This is a genomic window from Bradyrhizobium sp. UFLA01-814, from assembly GCF_046718885.1.
Taxonomy (GTDB): domain Bacteria; phylum Pseudomonadota; class Alphaproteobacteria; order Rhizobiales; family Xanthobacteraceae; genus Bradyrhizobium; species Bradyrhizobium elkanii.
On the sequence record NZ_JAQOSR010000003.1, the window covers coordinates 41,005 to 60,182 of the forward strand.

Genomic DNA, 19,178 nt, shown 5'->3' on the forward strand with positions numbered 1-19,178 from the left:
CTCTCGACTGCCGAACGGCCAAGGTTGCTCGCAACTCAATGAGAAACGGCTTTACCGAGAGGCCGGCGAGGACCCGATCCAAGAACCTTCCTTCAACGAGACAGGGCCGGCTCCTAAGAGACCAGTCGACAGTCTGCTCGTCGATACTTCGATGAATGGCGTCGGGAACATCCCCAAGGTTGACATTCAGCACCTCTGCGGCCTCGCGGACAGGTGAGCCACAAGAATGGAGCAGCAGGGTGCGGCGCTCGGCTAGCAAGCGTGCAGCACTCGACTTACCAACGCAAGATGTCCCGAAAATGCCTACGATCATTGTTTCTGAAAAATCGCTATGTGTTCAATGGGCTCGCTCGCCCCCCGCTCCGACACTCTACGTCTACTGGGGTTTCGAGCAATCGGACCCCATTGAAGCTCGGCGACCGTGCCAAAATCAGAAAAGACCTGCTGCGCCGCGCCTGGGAAGCGCCGAGACTCTCCTAAGACAAGAGCGCAGAAGCCACCCGGCTTAAGAACGCGGACGATCTCATCTCTGACGTTACGCATATCGGAAAAGTATTCGTCGGCCGCGCTCTTTCGGTTGCGTCGGAATCTAGCACCAATTTCCGCTTGGCGCTCATCTTTCAATGGCCACCCCATCCATGAATACATCAGCCGGTTTGCATGAACATAGTCGATCATGCCGACATAAGGGGGAGAGGTGACCACCAAATCTACAGACGAGGTCTGCAGTGCTAGGGCGCGAGCGTCTTGCTGAACAATTGTAAGACTACCCGAGGCCCGGTGCAGGAGGAATTCTTGCGTTGGTAACGCGAGCAGACGTTCGCGAAACATCCCGATCGCGTCGTGTTCGACCTTCTCTTTGGGAAGAACATTGTCGGCTACCCATCCCCAGTGGTGCCGCCGCTTCTTGCCGGTCCTGGTTACGGAACCCGCAGTCGAAGCACATTGAAAGAGAACGTCCGAAAAGAGCGCGAGCAACACATCTCGCTCGCCAGACGTTTTGCTTTCAACAACCTTCCAAAGGAAACGAAGCTGAGACAGCGTGTCTTCAGAATACCAATCACGCAATGCCTCATCAGAACCTTCGCCCCTGTTGCCAATGGCGCTCGTCCTGCATTGTTGATCAAACGTGAGAGTCACAAGTAGATCGTCAGCGAAGCGAGCACCAATAGCCCCGGATAGCAAAGCCCCTTTCGCCGCCGCGATCATGCTCGAAACGGATATTCGATCAGAGACAATCGCGTTGCGACCTAGTCGCACAGCCTCAATGCCAGTGGTCGCGCTTCCTGCAAACGGATCAAGGACAGTATCGCCCGGAGCCGACAGCACATGTATGAGAGCAGCGGGAATTTGGGCAATGAAGTTTCCGGGAAACCAATGGATTGACTGTACTGAGCCCTTCACGTTCCCAGCGAGAGGGAAGTCCCAGTTGACCCTTTTGAGTTGCGCAGCATCTAGAACAGGCACGCTTGCTCGTTCTCTTCGGCTTTATGAGCAGGCCCGATAATGCTCGTGTCGAATGCCTCGCAAGCGGCATCTAACACTATGCGGATTTCCTTCGCGGTGAAGGCCTTCTTCGTCGACGTCGCCACTCCAAACAACCACTGGTCAGGCCTCGATCCAAACGTCTCTCGGCGACCGTCATCAAAATGCGCAGAAATGACGCGTTCGCGCTTCTCTTTGATGCCGTAAGCGAAGCAATAGCGATCCAATCTAAGTGATAGCCGATCGGAGAACTTGAGCAGCGCTGGATAAGTAGGCCTCGCTCCTTTCAGCCAGTAGATAGGCGTGCACGCCCACAGTTCACCCGCCAGCCAGCGTTGGACCGTGTCGCGGACTTCTCTGTTTTCAGATTCAGTCAAGCGGGAGAGAAGGTCGTGATCGACAATTTTCCAATCCACTTCGAACAGCTCGCGAGCCTGGTAGGCCTGCACCGTTGCGGAAAGCATCATGATCTTTCCTACGAAGTCCCGTTCCGCCAGCATAAGGTGATCGTAGACGTGCCGCCGCACCTCTCTCCACGTGCGTATGTCGCCTTCCGATCCCACCCGGAACACTGGCTCGCCTGCTTCGGGCTCAACATCAACAATCGACTTCGCCAATCGAAGGGGGACTCCTCTGTCAAACTCGAGCCCCATATGGAAAGCCATGCGAAAAACGTTGTCGATATTGTCGATGTCTATGTCGCCCGCGATCACGCGGCCGAAGCGCCCTTTACCATCGATGTGGTCCATGATGTCTTGCAGAAGCCGCTGCTCATCCTGCCCCACCGCGCTACGGGCCCAGGCACGAAGACCTGCCTCCCGCCCAGCAAATACTTGGAGATCGGCTCCCAAGATTTCCGCTTGCCTCAGCGTGACGTCCTTGAGCCGCTTCTCATGATCAAAGCCTGTACCGACGTACTGCAGGGCCTCTTCGACCAAATGTCCGAACGACGTTATGGCCCAATCATGCAGCAACGCAGCCGCTTCAAGCACCAGTAGTTCATGCCTATCAAGCTTATTTCTGAGCGCTAACTGGCCAGCCAAATGAGCGACGCCCAGAACATGCTCAAAGCGCGAGAGATTGGCGATGGAAGGAATATCAATCGAATCAATATTCGACAGGCGTACGTGTCGAAGACGCTGAACCAAAGGCTTCGATACAAGCGCAGCTAGGGTTTGGCCGAGTTGTACCCGACCGTACAGAGGATCGACAAATGAACTCCAATTCGTCACGAGCGCGACCCACTACCATCAAGACTGCCAGTCACTTTTCCAGCAACTGAGGCGTATGCTCGAAGCAGCTCCCAATCAACTGAATTTTGGTGCCCCTCTAGAAATACCGTCAGCATGCCGCCCCACATCTTTTCCGATGGGATCACGTGGCGAATGAAAATTCTGTACTGTTCCGCCGACTCAAGATCCGTAAGCGCGTAGGCGCCTTCGTAGACGACCAGCGTTGGTCGCCGAACATTATCCTCAGAGTCCGTTTTGAAGAGATTGAATGCTTCGGACGATGCACTATGCATGCCCGCGTAAGTCATCTTCGAGGTTACCCGACGCACACCCAGGCCCGCCAGCGTCCGGTCTTTCTTCTCGTAGACTGAGTCAGTAAACGCGAAGTGCGGTGAATAGGCATCGATGACAATCAGGTTTTTGGCCCATCCGCGCCAAGTATTCTCGTCTTGCTGCGATGCCTTCAGATATTCGACAAAGTCGATTGGGTGGCGTGAAGCCGTTAGATACTGAACGCAGAAATTTCTCGTCAAGAATGCCGAACTCAGCCGGGTCAATACTTCATTCGCTTTTCGTTGTTCAACGATTTGCAGCGCAACCGAGTCGAGCGGCACTTCCTTCTTCTCGAAATCTTTCATTTCGAGGCCGGTCATCTGCTGGGTAATTTGAACGACCTCCGCCCTTAGGTCGGCGTTAGTCGACATCGGGCTGTACGCGAAAGTTGGCATTGGGTCGTTCAGCGTCTTCCGCCGTCTGTACTGCCGTACGCCCGGCAAGTGCTTAAAACCGACACTGTCAACGAAATACACAAACCGAACGGCGGTGCGGTAAACAACCATGAACGACATCGCAAATGCGAGCGTCAAGAATGCCACGCTTGCCTTAAGTACCCAGCACGACAGCCACAGCGGTAACAGTAGTGAGCCGAGCGCCAACGTGGCGACAAACAGGCAGAGCAGAAAGACTGGGAATACAGCATTGATTACGTATGGAGACTTACGCTCTCGGCCAACCAGAGTGTAGAGGCCGATGTGGAACGCAATTAGACCGGCTGTGGCCGTCAACACTGACCATGGTGTCAGCAATGTACTTGCTGAGATCATGAGAGCTTTTCCAACTCGATTTCCTCAATCACTTCGATAGCAATATCGTCCAATCGGGCCATAGAGGCCTGTATCGCGCGCTCCCAAAGCTCTATTTGAGATACAAGTCGGTCGCCCGTGAGAGTCACGTTCGAAATCTGTTGAATGCACTTCTGTTCCAAAGATGCAGTGCTGATCCCCAAATCCTTCAAGACCTCAATCGCGCTTTCGCGAGAGTCTAGGTCATACGCGGGAAGATCGAGCGCAATTCTGTGGGTAGCGAGCGCGGCCTTCAGCCGCTCGATCGCAAGCGGCGTTTGTTCTGGCCAGTTGCTCTGATAGCGAGCGTACCCAAAAGCGAGCCGCTTAACCGCGTGCTTCGCCGCGATGACGCACGATGCCACCACATATGAGTGGTGGCACGGCAGACACGTCAGTTCGTAGAAGGATGTATCCGTCTTTAAGTCATTCGGCTGCCGCACCTGCAGCCATTTGGTCGACGGGGGAAGGAGGGGCTTGAGCTCAATCAACCTTCTGCGGACATTCGCGATGCCAAACAAGTGGCCCGAAGTGACTGTGACCAAGTGCAGGGGCACTTCTTGTTGGGCCAGTCGCAATGCGGCAATCGATGAATCTCGGCCGCCTGAAAACATCACGACACAGCTAGTATTGCCCATTCTGCACCCGGCCCACGCTCGGCATAAACGCATGCGCACCCGAGCACACGCTACAATTGCCCCTGGAACCGCGAGTCGCAATCAAACTTTACGACTGATCCCCAATCGGATACACACGGGCCGTTGGCGAGGCCAAAATCCTCAATAATTTCAGTATGTATGCCGTCAGCCGCCACAGTTCAATCCTGCTAACAGCACCACCTCCCCTATTGGATGCATTGATTTTATTGGAAATTCGGTCCTGATTGCCACACAAGAGTGCCACACAGAACCATGGTTTCTTTGAACTGCTCAATGTCCAAACGCGCCCGATCCAACATCCCTCAATTCCGCGTTCGCGTCCCTGCCAAAGCCGTCGTTCCGCTACGCGGCAAGCGCGTGCTGCTCCTTGGCACCGAACGGCCCTTCATCAAGGTGGTGAAGATCGGGAACGATGTTTCGTTCAGCCTAGAAACGGATGATCTGCTCCTTGCCGCGGCGCGGCAGGCCAACGCGCTGGATCATCTGCGCCGGCTGTTCGAATCTGACAGAAGCCGAGCCCGTCACTCTTTCGCGCAAGGCTCTGCTCGCTCTGTCCGGCGAGGCGTATCGGATTGGCGCAGCGGCGCGTCGTCGAGCGCCTGATGACGCAGTCGGACGCAGACAAATACGCCGCCGATCGGCATGACCTGACGTATGCCGACATCCGCCAGATGCGGAAGGCCGTCAACAAGTGGTGCAAGGTCTACATCGCCCGCTATCGCAACATCCGGCACAAGATCTTCGCACACAAGGGCGCGAGCAGCGTCGAAGCCGAGGCGCTGATGGCGAAGACGAACGTCGACGAGATGAAGCAGCTGCTCGGCTTCCTGCACACGCTGCATAACGCGCTTTATCAGCTTTACCTGAATGGTCTGGTCCCGAACCTGACGCCTGCGACTTTCAATCTACCGCAGATCGAAGTCGGCAGAAGTGATGTAAGCGAGAGCGGCAACGTGCTCTATGGGCTGATCGACCCCTGACGATTGCCATAGCTGCGATCGGGACGCCCGTTCGATTTCCGAGCCGACCACATGCATTGTTGTGTCGTAGATAACGCGCCAAGGAAGCGTGCCGCTGGACTGGGTCGTGCGGCACGTTGGCGCGAGCGGTCTGATGCCGGTCGCCAACGACTATGCACGTTCAGGGTCTGTTGCGGACGCGACAAACGCATCAAGTCTCCCACTCGTCGAGAGACCCCTCAACGGTCGGTCGTCGGCTTTACGTCCCCTTCTCGGTGGCCATTTGCGGCGCCCTGGGCGCCAGATCGATTGACAACTCTTTTCCTAGTCGGTCAGGGAGAGGCGGAGGATCTTCATCGCCAAAGGCGAACTCACTAAAATCGGGCGAAGCGCCGAGCAGGAACTCCAACCATTTTTCCCGGGCCTTGACGGTCCGGTACAATCGCTCATCTATCGTGCCGCGGATCACCGGATAGATCACGTCAAGTTTCGTTTTCGGATTGTCCATCCGCAGTCGGCTCGTAAGCGATCCCAGTCTGTCAATTCGTCCGATCCGCTGCTCGATCTGCGCGGGGTTCCAGGTCAGGTCGTGATGGACGACTCTCCTGCAGTGCTTGTGCAGGTCAAGGCCTTCCTGCATGACTTCATTCGCGATGAGGATCATCGGGTAGAGCGGCGTATTGAACGCCTCGCGCAACCGATCCCGGTGCTCTCCGTCGCGGGTATGCCGCGCGAAATCGGCACTTCTGATTGGTCCGTCGAGGATGTCCGATTGCTGCTGTTCTGTCCGCTCGACGAAGTACGCAAGGAAAGTCCGAATGAGGCTTGACCAACGAATGCCTAAGTCGGACTCCCAGAACTGCGGAAGATATTCGAGCAGAGAGGCCGATTCCACGGGATCCGTTGCGATTCCGGCCGCTGCCGCAGCTACCAGAAGGTCAGCGAAGAAGGGCACCTGCTTATAGGTCAAGTACCTTGCGAGCTGCTCTACCACTGCGATCCTTAGAGGCAATTGCAACTGCTCAAGCAGGTCGGACAGCGCAGCCCAAAGCGAGCCTGCGCGACTGAGCACGGTTGCCGCGGTACGCTCCGAGATGCTCCAGCGGGGCCGTTCACCTGTGCCATCCTGCAAAAAAGCCTCTTCGCCCGGATCTGTTCCGCGGCGATTCTGCGTCGCTTTTAGAAGGGTTTCGACGCGCTTTCGCTTGTCGATATCGGGGCCGCCTCCCGGATTGCGGAGCCGGAGCACGGCAAGCTCCACGCAATATTTCGCCAATTGATAGTCGATCCGGTCCGCAATTGTCTTTCCGGTCGTCTGCGTCTGCAGGATGGCGTTGGCTTCCTCCACAACGCGGCCAAGGTCGTCGGATCTCGATCGGCCGAAGGGTGCGTTTCCCAGGTACGACTCGCGCAGAGCGAGATAGAGCACGTCCTGCGACCGTCGAAAGCGCGCCTGCAACAGCGAATGGCGGCCAACATGCCGTTTTTCGTCCCCCTCGCGCGTGTCGAAGATCTCGGCGGCCGCGGCACCCGGATAGACACGACGCCAGCGCTCCAGGATACGGCTCTCCCAAATGGCCTCGAGATCCTTGCGCAGTTGCGCCAGGGTTGCGACCCGCGAACAGAAGATCAGCGTCTTCTCGCCCCTGTCTGCGGCGTCGAGTGCGTCCTTCACCGTAGCCATGAGTTTGGGATGTTCATGCTCGTCGTCGTTCACTTCACCGAGTATCTCGCCCAAAAGGGTTTTGTAGGGCATGGCCTCCGCAGGAACGCGTTCCGGCTCCTCCGCAAGCAGGCTTCCCTGACGCGCCGCCGCAAAGGAAGAAACCATGTTGATCTCGACGGCGGCCTTATGCGTCGTGCGACCTCTCCGGAAAAGTTCGGCGATGTAGCGCTCATAGATCAAAAAAGGGAGGGCGTTCGCGCCCGCCGGGGCCACAAGCATCCGTTGATGCCGCCGGTAGATGCGCTTATCTTCACGCAGGCTCCGTATCATCCATTCCCGAAAACCGGGTTCGATGGCTTTGGCTTTTAGCTTCATCAGCGCGGCCACTTGCTTGATCACGATTTCCAGGGCGGGATCGTCGGTCGCGGTGAGGACGTCGGCTCCACCATCGTAGGCAGCGCAGAAACGTGCAGCCGCTTCCCGATCGAGCGCGGACCAGCTTCGTTGGAACTCGTTGTATTGCCGTTGATAATCGCTTACTGCTGCGAGGAGCGTCTCGATGCGAGCTGCCAGGTCTTCCGGAGCGTCCTTCGCACCAGAAAACAAGGAAAAGATCTCTCGTAGTTCGGTGACGTCCAATTGAAACGGGGTCGCGGTTAGGAATAAGGCCTTCCGAAAGCGACGGTCAAACACGCTCCGCATCGCCCTGGTCCGCAGAGATCCGGGATTCTTGAGCTTATGGGCTTCATCGACGATCAGGAGGTCGATGCTAGGAAGCAGCTTTCCGCTCAGTACGAAACGTGCGCGGTAAAGCGCTTGTTGCACGGCGTATCGGTCTTCGAATGCCGAAAGCTTCCCGCTCTCGAACAGGTCATCGAGACCGGCCACGCCTATCGACTTGCCTTTGCGGAAGGCGGCGCGCAGATGCGGCTCCAGACGCTTAAGGTCGAATATGCCGAGAAACTTCTCATCGGTCACGTCGACCCGGTCGTGGTCGCCATCCCGGAACCGTGAGAGGATCGCATTTGCGGTGTGGCCATGGAGCTCCTTCCACCAGAAATAGAGCGACAAGAGGTAGGTCTGGTCGCCTGTCCCGCGGCCGCTCTGGAAGACCGTCACGGGTGCGACGACGATTGAATGCTTCCGGATTCCCTCGATGAGTTCGGTGAGCGTGCCCGCCTTGCACGCTGCGCCGCGGAAGTCGAACATTTCGCTGAACCGTTCGATCTCCGAAAACCATTTCTGATTTAGGTCCGGTCCAGGAGTGACGATCACGACCTTGCTGCGCGGTTCGCGATGCTTGAACGCCGCGATTATTCCCAGCGCCTCGAACGTCTTTCCCATTCCAACCTCATCGGCCAACAGGACTCCGGGGCGGTCATCGAGCATGCCGAGCGCACGGATGACCGTGTCTTCTTGCCGTTCGATTTCGGAAGCCGTGATCCCGTCGCGCTGCGCTCGCGCTCCCAGCAGGAGGAATGCTCGCAGATCTTCACGTGTCATCGTATTCACGCCATCGTCTCCCCGTAGAAGCGGAGGACGAGATCCTTCAAGGATCGCCTTCCCACCGACAGGCGGATAGCCTCCATATCCGACCTAACGCGGCCCTTGAAAGCGGCCATTATCCGCAGCTTCGCATCGAGCTCTCGCGACTGCGACAAGTTGAATTCGGACAGGCTCCGGAGAAGTTCTGCTCCAAAAAACCACGCCTCCTCACGCGCCATCGTCGATTGCTCTACCGCCTCCAGCATGCATGACCATGCGGCGCCGATCCCGAGCGCACCTTCCAAACGCAGACGGAACGCTTGTACGGAGAGGTCGGCATCCGCAAGATCTTCGACTGCACACCACCAGGCCTTGAAGACATCTGTAGGGCTAAAGCCTTCCCCGAAAAGGGATGTCAGACCGTCGTCGCTCTTGGAGTTCCGGCGCTCGGCAATCAGCAAGGTCTTTTCGGTGCCTATGCGGCGGGACAGAAGCATCAGAAGTTCATTGAGCCCGACGCCGGCCCCTGAAGCGGTAACGGGCAGTCCGACGAGATCGGTCACGAGTATGGGCGCGGGATACTCCTTCTCGTTCACGTGGAGCACGACTTCGGCTGTCGAGGGATAGAGCGTGAAATCGTCGACATGGACGGTTGCAGATGGCGGCTCGACGGAGGAAGCGATGTCGCGGCCGTCATAAGATAGGCGCCACGACGGAAGTTCCGTTGCCGGGGGTGCCCATGAAACACGAAGCGTTTTGGCGCCCGGATCATGGCTGGCTTCGTCGATCGCGAGCGCGAAGTTGCGGTCCTTCTTCGGGAACTCCCGTTCTGCCGGAGTGTAAGCTGCAGGCGGCGCGTGGACGAGGTCCGGAACGAAGTCGCGCAATTCAAAACGGCCGTCGATCGAGAAGGCGAGCCCGGCTTCGACGTTACCGAGCCCCTTGCCCGATTGCAGTAGAAGCGCTCGTCGCGACATGTTGGGCGACCCAATCAAGAAGAGAGTCGCCTCATCCGTACCGGACCGATAAGCCACCGCCAACATCTTGGCATGCAGCGGCCGATGGGCGGCCCGCCCGTTGGCGATCCGGCTCGCGGGATGGAGCCAATGGCGCACCTTCGAAAATCGCTTTGCTGCGTTCGCGATCGCTTGGCGCGGAGCGAAAGCGAGCGGATCGGGCTGCATCCAGAATGTCCGATCCTCGACTGACGCGATCGCCTCATCGAGAGGCATGCGCCTGCGCTGTCCCGCTCCATCGAGATAAACCATCGTGTTCCGCGTCAATTCGGTCGGAATGCGATATGCGAGAGCCGCATCTTTTTCATTGCTCTTAAACGCCCAAATGCGATTCAAGCCTTTATTCAGATCTGTAGGCGTGGTGGGTTGGATTTGTGGGTTTTCCCATCAAAGGCCGACATCGAGCGTCGACTCAGAGGCGATGCGTCTCGCGAACGCACCGAAGACCGAACTCTCGTCCGGAACGCCAGCGTCGTCCACATCATCCGTCTCATAAAACGGAGCCAACATTCCGACGGAGGTAATGAGAGCGTCAGCGGGGATGAGTGCGGCGAACTGATCCATGATGGGACCGGTCGTGGAATCAAGGAATGCCAATCCGGCCGCTGGAATCGGGGAAGCCGAGCGCGACTTTCTCTGTATTTCATTCCTGATCTGGTGGAGCTGCGTACCGGTCCGGCGGACAAGCGCCTCTATTCTTCCGAGATGCTGATCGAAGCCGTCCAGTAACGACATGTCTGCGTCGTTCGCGTAGATGAGGTCGGTACTCACGAAGAGCTCCGTGTTCTCGCCGAAGCCCGGTCGCGTTAGGTTGCCCGATCCGATGAGTAGCCGGGCGAAGTCGCGATAGAGGAGTAGGACGGATTTAGGATGGAAGACGACGTCGGAGACCTCAAGAAGGTCGTACGGGAGCCGGCGGCCGGCTCTACGCTCGCCGGCATCCACGACGACGGCGACGGGCGTCTCCTGTAGTGCACGCCGCGCTTCGTTATGGTAGCGCTCGACCTGTTCGACGGGATCCGATGTCAACCGGAGCACCGCGCGTAGGACGTTTTCCTCGAAGAAGGCCGGATCGAAACTATAGGACGTGAACACCGCGCCTCGGCATCGTTCTTCGGCCGGAAGCCGATCGAGCACGCGACCGCTTTCGATCTTCAAGCGATTCTCCCTAGGTCGGAGAGCAATCTTCGGACGACCCCGAACTTCAGGTCCGGAAACACGGTCTCATGTCTGTACCCGCCGTAATCTACGATCTGAAGGAGAAGCTTTCCCTGTTGGTCTCGCAGCCAAGCACCGCCGCCTCTACGGGTCCGCTGTACCGCGCGATGGTAGGCAAGGAGGTGATCGAGCGCTCTGGACGGATCCGACGCGGCAGCCAGCTTTCCGATCAATGTGACGAACTCCGGTCCGTGGAATTGCAGCCTTCTGAAGCGTGCGATATCCGCGACCGAAAGCATGTCTGCGCACAAGAGACGTAGACTTTGCATCTCGCCGCTCGGAAACGCCTCGAGCGCGACATCCGACGCGTCGGCTGTCCAGCCGCGTTCGTGCACGTATCCGTAAGCCCGGTTGAATCTCCCGAGCACCTCTTTTGCCAATCGTCCGAATGCACGTGCGGCCTGCAGCTTGACCGACACGCCGGCGGGCACAGAACCCCAGCGTTCAGCGAGCATGCCTTCGATCAACGCTTCGGCGCTCAGATCATCGTGCTTGCTCGCGGCTATAAGTTGTTTCGCAAGCGGGAGTGTCGTTCCGTCCCTCGCTTGTTCAAATATGGCGTCCCACAGCCGGTCCTGTTGTTGCGTGCGGCCGGACTCGCCGAGCGCCGACAGCCGGGACCGACGACCCAGTCCCTCCAGCGTGATGGAGCCGCCTGCACTTGCGCGGCCAATGACGGTCTGGTTGAGATCCAGGGCTTCCAGTGCGTAGGCTTCGTAGGGCCTCGCGGAATCCCGCCTGCCCTGTTCGGACCAAAAGTTGTCGAGGATAGCCCGCGCCCTGTCCGTGACTCGCAGAGATCCCTCGCGGCCATGCTTTTGCAGTCTGATGGGCTCGCAATTGGCAGCTCCATCAGCGGTTGCAATCACTTGATATGACAAGGGTCAAGTTTTGGACATTGGCTCTCGGTCGAATCTTGAAATCGCCAGCGATCGAAAAAAGCAGGCCTTTAAGGAAGCCGTTATGCAATCATACCTCTCCGCAGAAAGCAGGTGATTTCAATCAGTTTGTCTGCAATTAAGCAATTGAAATTAAACAAGTTATTTTTTCATCAGGAAGTTCAATCCGCGCTCAAAAGATCGATGGGGTCCAAAAAAAGGGCCACTCCAAACGAGTGGCCCAAGTCAGGGAGGAAACGCCCCTTAAGGGCCTCTGGGATCAGGCCGCAGCCTGTTCGATCGGTGAAAATGGCAGGCCGAGGCTCTCGGCCACAGCCTTGTAAGTCAGCCGGCCCCGATGGACATTGAGGCCCGCGCGCAGGTGCGGGTTTTCGAGCACGGCAGCAAATCCCTTTTTCGCGAGCGCCAAGCCGAATGGCAGCGTGGCGTTGTTCAAGGCCTGGCTCGATGTCAGTGGGACAGCTCCAGGCATATTGGCCACGCAATAATGAATGATGCCGTCCACCTCGTAAGTTGGATCATCGTGGGTTGTCGGGTGCGACGTTTCAAAACAGCCGCCCTGATCGATAGCGACATCCACGATCACCGCACCCTTCCGCATCGAGCTCAACATGCCGCGGCTAACAAGTTTTGGTGCGCTGGCGCCCGGAACAAGCACCGCGCCAATGACGACGTCCGCCGCAAAGACCTCCTGCTCCACGGCGTCGATTGTCGAGAACCTGGTACGTACGCGCCCCTCGAAGAGTTCATCCAGCTCACGAAGCCGCGGTATCGAGCGGTCGATGATTGTAACCTCACCACCCAAACCCACCGCCATGCGTGCCGCATGCGTCCCGACGACGCCTCCGCCGATCACCACGATGCGAGCCGGCGGAACACCGGGCACGCCACCGATCAACAGCCCCCGGCCGCCGGCATACCGCTTCAGGGCGCTACCTGCCGCTTCGATCGCCAGCCTGCCCGCGACCTCGCTCATTGGCGCCAGCAGTGGAAGGCCGCCATGCGAGTCAGTCACGGTCTCATAGGCGATTGCGGTGCAGCCGGATTTGAGTAGTCCTTTGGCCTGCTCGGGATCGGGAGCTAAATGCAGATAGGTGAAGAGGATCTGGCCCTCTCGCAGCTGAACCCATTCGGACGGCTGGGGCTCCTTGACCTTTACGATCATCTCGCTCGAAGCGAATACTTCGCGCGCGGACTCCAGAACGGTTGCGCCAGCGTTGCGATAATTGTCGTCGGTTGCACCAATCCCCGCGCCGGCGTTGGTCTCGACCATCACGCTGTGGCCGGCTGCCACATATTCGCGGACGGCTCCCGGGGTCAGGCCCACGCGATATTCGTGCGCTTTGATTTCCTTGGGAACACCGAGCTTCATTTGCAATCCTCCCTGCCTCAAGGTCTCTTCTAGTCGGAAGGACGCTGCAATACTGATGAGGAGGCGGCCAGATAGCGCAGAAATTCTGCAACATTTATGCCGTTACGCAGGATCTCGGACAAACGGATCCCGGCTGGATGGATATGACATCTTTGCGGAGCTTGCCACGGTCCAGCAACTGTCGAAATTTTTGAATGATCCACAGGGTAAAGTCCGATGAGAGCACAAGGAAGACGTTTCCGGCCATAGCTTGAGGGTTCGGTAATCTTTTCGTTGATCCCGTCTGCCGAACGCCAGGAGCGCCATCTCAAAGCCGCTGTCGTTGTTCGGCTGAAGCGGCTGATGGGGAGCGAACGACCCAGATCGAAGCTGCTGGGCTGGTCGACATGAAGCAACCCGACCTGTCCAGGCTTCGTCGTGGGCATTTCGAGCCGGTTTCGGTGGAAAAGCTGCTGCGCGTGCTTACGGCATTCGACCAAGCCGCTGAAATAGCGGTAAAGCCACATCGAAAGCGGGGCGAAGCCGGCTGGATCACGTTTATCCTGGCCTAGCCGCAGACCGGGACGGAGGGTTCATGACATTTAGTGCGACCGCGGCCACCAGCGTCCATGAGCCCACCCTTCACTGTCCGAATTGCAACCACGAGATCCGGCTAACCGAATCGCTCGCCGCCCCCCTCCTCGCGGAGACCCGCCAGCGCTTCCAAGAACAGCTCGCCAGCAAGGACGCGGAGGTCGCGCGCAAGACCGAAGCGCTGCGGCAGGAGCGCGAGCAGCTGCAAAAGGATCGCGAACTGATCGAAGACCAGGTGGCCCGACGGCTGGCGGCCGAGCGCAACCAACTTGTCGCGATGGAGGCCAAGAAAGCGCGCGATGCGGCCGCGGCTGAACTGCAGGAACGTACAACGGAATTGGCCGAACTCCGGCAGATTCTCGAAGCGAACAACACCAAGCTGGCGGAGGCGCAGCAGGCGCAGGCCGCACTTATCCGCAAGCAACGAGCACTCGATGACGAGAAGCGCGAACTTGACCTGACCGTCGAGAAACGTGTCCAGGCTTCAGCTGAACAGATCCAGGCAAAGGCAAGGCAGGAAGCTGACGAAGCCGCTCGACTGCGAGTCGCGGAAAAAGACCAGACAATCGAGTCGATGGCCCGCACAATCGAGGAGCTCAAGCGTAAGGCTGAGCAAGGGTCACAACAATCGCAGGGCGAGGTCCTGGAGCTTGAGCTGGAAGGTGTACTTCGCGGCCGCTTTCCAACTGACTTGATTGAGCCAGTGGGCAAAGGCGAACTTGGCGCAGACGTCGTGCAGCAAGTCAATGGCTCTATCGGGCAGGCCGCGGGCATTATCCTCTGGGAATCCAAGCGCACCAAGGCTTGGAGCGACGGGTGGCTTGGCAAGCTCCGGGATGATCAGCGCCGCTGCGGAGCCGATGTTGCGCTCATTGTATCACAGGCGCTTCCAAAACATGTCGAACATTTCGACCTGATTGACGGGATATGGGTGACGCACCCCCGATGCGCTCTGCCGGTTGCGGTGGCCCTCCGTCAGGCACTTATTGACGTCACCGGCTCGCGCCTTGTGCAGCAAGGCCAGCAAACGAAGATGGAGCAGGTCTACCATTACCTGACGGGGACTAAATTCCGGCAGCGGGTGGAAGCGGTAGTTGAGAAGTTCAACGACATGCGTGATGACCTCGACAAAGAACGAAAATTCATGGGGCGGCAGTGGGCCAAGCGGGAAACGCAAATTTTGGCCGTCGTCGACTCGACGGTCGGGATGGTCGGAGATCTTCAAGCCATCGCGGGCAAGGCCATGCCGGAGATCTCAAGTTTGGACATCCAGCTGCTGGAGAATGGCGTCGAACCGGAGCGAAAGGCAGGATGAATGATTGTCGGCAAGCCGGACGCATATTCGAACCTGCGGCGGCAGACCGCCCCCATGCCGCCTGAACGGCCAGTCACGCCGCGGCCTTGTGGAATGTCGCCTCTTGGAAAGATGGCAGCTTGCGCAGACCGCGGATGAACCTATCAAAAACCGAATTTGCAAGGGCAGCCACACCACAGCTCAGTGCCGGTCCGCCATCACGATCGGCGCCACGAGCGTGACGGAGCACAGGAGCACGCCTAGCATTGCGAATGCCCATGGAAGGCTAGCCATGTTTGAGATAAGGCCGACGATAGCAGGACCGACGAAGAGACCAGTGTAGCCGGCCGTCGTGGTGACTGCGATTGCAAGGCGGGCCGGCATGGTTTTCTGTTTGCCGGCCCGGCGGCACAGCACCGGCACGATATTCGCAGCACCCAATCCGATAAGCAGGCATCCCGCCATGGCAATCGCCCCAACAGGCGCCGCTAGCAGCGCAGCAAAACCCGCCATGATCGGCAGAGTTCCGAGCATCAATGTGGTGCGATCGCCGAGCCGCGTCACGACGGCATCTCCGCCAAGGCGGCCTGCTGTCATGGCAATGGAAAACAACATGTAACCGAAGCCGCCATGCGCCTTCGAGACAAGACCTTGATCAACGAGAAACAAGGCGCTCCAGTCGAGCATTGCGCCTTCGACAAGAAAGGTCATGGCCGCAAGCGTTGCTATGAGCAACACGCCGCGATCGGGCAGGACGAACCCTAGCCGTTGCTCGGTCCGACCCGTTGCGAGAAACCGCGGCCATGCCAATACAAGTGCAACCGTCATCAGCGCCGAACAGATCAATGTTGGAACAAGCGCGACAGTCCCGAGCGAGAGGGAGGCGGTCATAATAGCGCAGCCGGCAACTTCGCCAATGCAGAACTGGGCGTGGAAGCCGGACATCAACGGACGGCCGGCGGCGCGCTCTACTTCGGTTGCGTGAACGTTCATGGCTATGTCGATCGAGCCAAGCGAAACTCCGAAAGCAAACAGCACGGCGCCGAGCCAAAGAGGTGTGCTGGCCACAGCAAGCCACGGCAGGATGAGCGCAAGGCCAAGACCACCACCAAGAATGATGGTCTGGCTGCCGTAACGCGCATTCGCCGCGCCGGTGACGAGCATAGCAACGGCGGATCCAACGCCAAGCCAGAGCAACACCAGGCCAAGCACGCCATCATCGATCGCAAGCCGCTCCTTGGCGAGCGGCACCAGAGGTGCCCATGAAGCAAAGCCGAATCCGGCAACGAAAAATGCTAATCGGGTCGCGAGCGAGCCGGCTGGCCGATCGGTAGACGAAAACACAGGGCACTCCGGCGAAAAAAGCCCGCAAGCGTGGCGCCGACCACCTTTGGGCGCTCGCCTACGAGCGATGCGCGGCTAGACGATCATACGTCGGGCTGAACGCTCCACTCGTAGCAAGTGTGATGCCAAAGATGACGCGCGACGTCCCGTGGTGTGAGCCTCAGAGCGGCGCTGAGGCCTCGATAGTCCATTGCCGCTTGCATGTCGGATCGGTCCGAGCGGCCCAATTGGCCGTGCTGCGTTTGCACATCATTTCATGACTGTCGCAGGCACAACAACGCTGGTCGGCCATGTCGCAAAGCAGACAACGACCATGCCGCAGTTCCCAGGTCGAAGTCGCGCGATGCGGCGTGCACGCTAGGTATTGCTCCAGAGGCGGGACAAATTGAGACTTCCCGGAAAGCCGAACCAGTCCTTCGTGCCGGCGCTGGCGCCCTCAACAAATCCGGGGCAGTTGTTCGCCCGACAACCAGTCGACAATTCGTCCGCCGCCAAAGCTGGTCGACATCTGCACCAAATGATGACGATCAGCGACCGCTTCGCCGATATCAGCTGCATCGCACCCGAGCGGATGGGCCTTCATGGCGGCAAGCACGGCATCCGCCATATCTGCCGCCACGATTGCAACGAGTTTGCCCTCGTTGGCAACATGGAGCGGATCAAGCCCAAGGAGTTCGCAGGCAGCCGTAACGGCCGGCTTTACCGGGATCGCCTCTTCCTGCAGGCGGAATCCAAGGCTCGATTGGTGCGCGATCTCGTTGAGCGTTGCCGCAACACCGCCGCGCGTGGGGTCGCGCATCACCCGGATGCTCGCGCCGCCGGCCGCAACCATTACGGCGACAAGATCATGCAGAGCTGCGGAATCCGAGACAATGTCGACCTGGAAAGCGAGATTATGGCGTCGCGACATGATCGCAACCCCATGGTCGCCGAGGCAGCCCGAAACCAGTACCCGGTCGCCGATCCGTGCGTTCTCGGCGGACAGCTCGAGCCCGTTGGCCAGAACGCCAACCCCCGTCGTCGAGATGAACAGACCATCCGCCTTGCCCCGCTCGACGACCTTGGTGTCACCCGTGATGATGTGAACACCGGCGGCACGCGCCGCTGCGCCCATCGAATCCGCAATCGCCTTCAGATCCGAGAGTCGGAAGCCCTCTTCAAGGATGAAACTTGCCGCCAGATAGAGTGGGCGCGCACCGGCCATTGCGACATCGTTGATTGTACCGTGCACCGCGAGTGACCCAATATTGCCGCCGGGAAAGAACAGCGGTGAAACCACATAGCTGTCAGTCGTCATCACCATCCTGCCCGAGCGGACACCGAAGGCCGACTGATCGTTGCAACGGGCGAGCCATTCATTGCCGAACGCTTCGTGAAACAGGCCGAGGACCAGCTGCGTCGTGGCGCGCCCCCCGGAACCGTGGGAGAGGTCGATGCATCCGTTCTTGATATCGAGCTTGCGCTGATAGGACTTCACGCGCATCACGCCCGCCGCAGCTGATGGTCGCGGCCCCGGCCATACGTCCAGTGCGCGGCGCAGGCGCCTTCCGATGAGACCATGCAGGATCCTATGGGGGTTTCCGGCGTGCAACCCGTTCCAAATAGCTTGCAGTCGACAGGCCTCTTCACGCCGCGCAGGATGGCCCCGCACTCACACGCCGGATTGTCGGCAACGGGCAGTTCGTGCATCACGAAACGCTTCTCGGCATCGAATTTGGCGTAAGCTCGCTTCAGCTTCAGCCCACTATCGGGTATGAGCCCGAGCCCACGCCATTCGAACTGGTCGCGGAGCTCGAAAACGTTAGACATCTCTTCGATAGCGCGGTGGTTGCCTTCACGCTTCACCGCACGGCTATATTGGTTCTGCACCTCGGATCGGCCGTCATTCACCTGCCGCACCAGCATCAGGATGGCCTGCATCACGTCGAGTGGCTCAAATCCCGCGATCACGATCGGCTCGCCAAATGCGTCGGCCAAACGCCCGTAAGGCTCCGTACCGATGATGGTGCTGACATGCGCAGGCCCGATAAAGCCGTCGATTTCGGCCTGGCCGATAGTCTCGAGATCGGGACTATCGAGAATGCTTTGCATCGCCGGGGGAGTCAGCACGTGGTTGCAGAACACGCTGAGATTCTTCAGCCGCTTCTTCTTGGCAAGCCGGATCATCACTGCCGTCGCAGGCGCCGTGGTCTCAAATCCAATGGCAAAAAAGACCACCTCCTGATCCGGCGTGTGCTCGGCGATCCGGATCGCATCGAGCGTCGAATAGACCATTCGAACGTCAGCGCCGAGCGCCCTGGCTCGTAACAGGGATTGTCCTTGCGTGCCGGGCACTCGCATCAGGTCGCCGTAGACACAGAGAGTGACCTGCGGCCGGGCGACTAACCGGATCGCCATGTCGATCCGGCTGGTGGGCAGAACACAGACCGGACAGCCCGGGCCGTGGATCAAGCGGACATTCGCCGGGAGCAGGTCCTCCAAGCCATAGCGGGCGATCGCATGCGTGTGGCCGCCGCAAAACTCCATGAACCGGTAGGCCCGTTGTGGATTGGCCTCAGTGCCGATCGTCTGCGCGAGACGCTGGGCAATGGTCTTGTCGCGAAATTCGTCGGCATATTTCATGACCCGAGCTCCTGCCCGACGCTACCTAGTTCCTGCAGGAGCTCCAGCGTACGCTCGGCTTCCGCGGGGTCGATTTTGGCCAGGGCGTAGCCGACATGGACAAGGACGTAATCCCCCACAGCGAGATCATCGATCAGCGCAATCGATATTTCCAGGCTGACGCCATCGATGGACACAATGGCCATGTCACCGGGAAGGAGTTCGGCGACCTCAGCCGGTACCGATAGACACAT

The 19,178-nt window shown here is 58.7% G+C and carries 17 protein-coding genes; 4 read left to right on the top strand and 13 right to left on the bottom strand.

Going from position 1 to position 19,178, the window contains the following annotated elements:
- Positions 1 to 309: 309 nt before the first annotated feature.
- The 4 genes from PMN64_RS01555 to PMN64_RS01570 are packed head-to-tail and all read right to left on the bottom strand — an operon-like array spanning position 310 to position 4,476.
- Positions 310 to 1,467, bottom strand: a complete 1,158-nt coding sequence (locus tag PMN64_RS01555) for a DNA methyltransferase (protein WP_411779382.1) — start codon at positions 1,465 to 1,467, stop codon at positions 310 to 312.
- Positions 1,455 to 2,717 (bottom strand): HD domain-containing protein, encoded by a 1,263-nt coding sequence (locus PMN64_RS01560; RefSeq protein WP_411779384.1) that lies wholly within the window; start codon positions 2,715 to 2,717, stop codon positions 1,455 to 1,457. Before PMN64_RS01560 ends, PMN64_RS01555 begins: the two co-directional genes overlap by 13 nt.
- Complete coding sequence (locus PMN64_RS01565) at positions 2,714 to 3,820, bottom strand: hypothetical protein (RefSeq protein WP_411779385.1); 1,107 nt, start codon at positions 3,818 to 3,820, stop codon at positions 2,714 to 2,716. The genes PMN64_RS01560 and PMN64_RS01565 overlap by 4 nt, the downstream gene beginning before the upstream one ends.
- Positions 3,817 to 4,476, bottom strand: coding sequence for a hypothetical protein (locus tag PMN64_RS01570; RefSeq protein WP_411779386.1), 660 nt, complete (start codon positions 4,474 to 4,476; stop codon positions 3,817 to 3,819). The genes PMN64_RS01565 and PMN64_RS01570 overlap by 4 nt, the downstream gene beginning before the upstream one ends.
- Positions 4,477 to 4,770: 294 nt before the next feature.
- On the opposite strand from PMN64_RS01570, the gene PMN64_RS01575 reads away from it, so the two are divergent.
- Both PMN64_RS01575 and PMN64_RS01580 read left to right on the top strand, forming a co-directional pair.
- Positions 4,771 to 5,100 carry a hypothetical protein gene (locus PMN64_RS01575; RefSeq protein WP_411779387.1) on the top strand — a complete coding sequence of 110 codons (330 nt, stop codon included), beginning with the start codon at positions 4,771 to 4,773 and terminating at the stop codon, positions 5,098 to 5,100.
- The gene (locus PMN64_RS01580; protein WP_411779388.1) at positions 5,070 to 5,477 is read left to right on the top strand and encodes a hypothetical protein; all 408 of its coding nucleotides are present in this window, start codon (positions 5,070 to 5,072) and stop codon (positions 5,475 to 5,477) included. The genes PMN64_RS01575 and PMN64_RS01580 overlap by 31 nt, the downstream gene beginning before the upstream one ends.
- Before the next feature lie 238 nt (positions 5,478 to 5,715).
- Here PMN64_RS01580 and PMN64_RS01585 read toward each other — a convergent pair whose 3' ends face one another.
- The 5 genes from PMN64_RS01585 to ald form a co-directional block, all read right to left on the bottom strand.
- Positions 5,716 to 8,625: an SNF2-related protein gene (locus PMN64_RS01585; RefSeq protein WP_411779483.1), complete on the bottom strand. Its 2,910-nt coding sequence runs from the start codon at positions 8,623 to 8,625 to the stop codon at positions 5,716 to 5,718.
- A 5-nt stretch (positions 8,626 to 8,630) separates the two neighbouring features.
- The gene (locus PMN64_RS01590) at positions 8,631 to 9,959 is read right to left on the bottom strand and encodes a hypothetical protein (RefSeq protein ID WP_411779390.1); all 1,329 of its coding nucleotides are present in this window, start codon (positions 9,957 to 9,959) and stop codon (positions 8,631 to 8,633) included.
- 51 nt (positions 9,960 to 10,010) lie between these two features.
- Positions 10,011 to 10,781, bottom strand: a complete 771-nt coding sequence (locus PMN64_RS01595; protein ID WP_411779391.1) for a hypothetical protein — start codon at positions 10,779 to 10,781, stop codon at positions 10,011 to 10,013.
- Positions 10,778 to 11,722 (bottom strand): hypothetical protein, encoded by a 945-nt coding sequence (locus tag PMN64_RS01600; protein ID WP_411779392.1) that lies wholly within the window; start codon positions 11,720 to 11,722, stop codon positions 10,778 to 10,780. The genes PMN64_RS01595 and PMN64_RS01600 overlap by 4 nt, the downstream gene beginning before the upstream one ends.
- Before the next feature lie 277 nt (positions 11,723 to 11,999).
- Positions 12,000 to 13,112 carry an alanine dehydrogenase gene (gene ald / locus PMN64_RS01605; protein WP_411779394.1) on the bottom strand — a complete coding sequence of 371 codons (1,113 nt, stop codon included), beginning with the start codon at positions 13,110 to 13,112 and terminating at the stop codon, positions 12,000 to 12,002.
- A gap of 386 nt (positions 13,113 to 13,498) precedes the next feature.
- On the opposite strand from ald, the gene PMN64_RS01610 reads away from it, so the two are divergent.
- Both PMN64_RS01610 and PMN64_RS01615 read left to right on the top strand, forming a co-directional pair.
- Positions 13,499 to 13,663, top strand: a complete 165-nt coding sequence (locus tag PMN64_RS01610) for an XRE family transcriptional regulator (RefSeq protein WP_411779395.1) — start codon at positions 13,499 to 13,501, stop codon at positions 13,661 to 13,663.
- 23 nt (positions 13,664 to 13,686) lie between these two features.
- Positions 13,687 to 15,000 carry a DUF2130 domain-containing protein gene (locus tag PMN64_RS01615; RefSeq protein ID WP_411779396.1) on the top strand — a complete coding sequence of 438 codons (1,314 nt, stop codon included), beginning with the start codon at positions 13,687 to 13,689 and terminating at the stop codon, positions 14,998 to 15,000.
- A 180-nt stretch (positions 15,001 to 15,180) separates the two neighbouring features.
- On the opposite strand, the gene PMN64_RS01620 is transcribed toward PMN64_RS01615, so the two are convergent.
- From PMN64_RS01620 to PMN64_RS01635, 4 genes are all read right to left on the bottom strand, one after another.
- Positions 15,181 to 16,323 carry an MFS transporter gene (locus PMN64_RS01620; RefSeq protein WP_411779397.1) on the bottom strand — a complete coding sequence of 381 codons (1,143 nt, stop codon included), beginning with the start codon at positions 16,321 to 16,323 and terminating at the stop codon, positions 15,181 to 15,183.
- Positions 16,324 to 16,759: 436 nt separating this feature from the next.
- Positions 16,760 to 17,806, bottom strand: coding sequence for a hydrogenase expression/formation protein HypE (gene hypE, locus PMN64_RS01625; RefSeq protein ID WP_411779398.1), 1,047 nt, complete (start codon positions 17,804 to 17,806; stop codon positions 16,760 to 16,762).
- On the bottom strand, positions 17,806 to 18,945 hold the full coding sequence (gene hypD, locus PMN64_RS01630) for a hydrogenase formation protein HypD (RefSeq protein WP_411779399.1): 1,140 nt from the start codon (positions 18,943 to 18,945) through the stop codon (positions 17,806 to 17,808). The genes hypE and hypD overlap by 1 nt, the downstream gene beginning before the upstream one ends.
- Positions 18,942 to 19,178, bottom strand: a complete 237-nt coding sequence (locus tag PMN64_RS01635) for a HypC/HybG/HupF family hydrogenase formation chaperone (RefSeq protein ID WP_411779400.1) — start codon at positions 19,176 to 19,178, stop codon at positions 18,942 to 18,944. Before PMN64_RS01635 ends, hypD begins: the two co-directional genes overlap by 4 nt.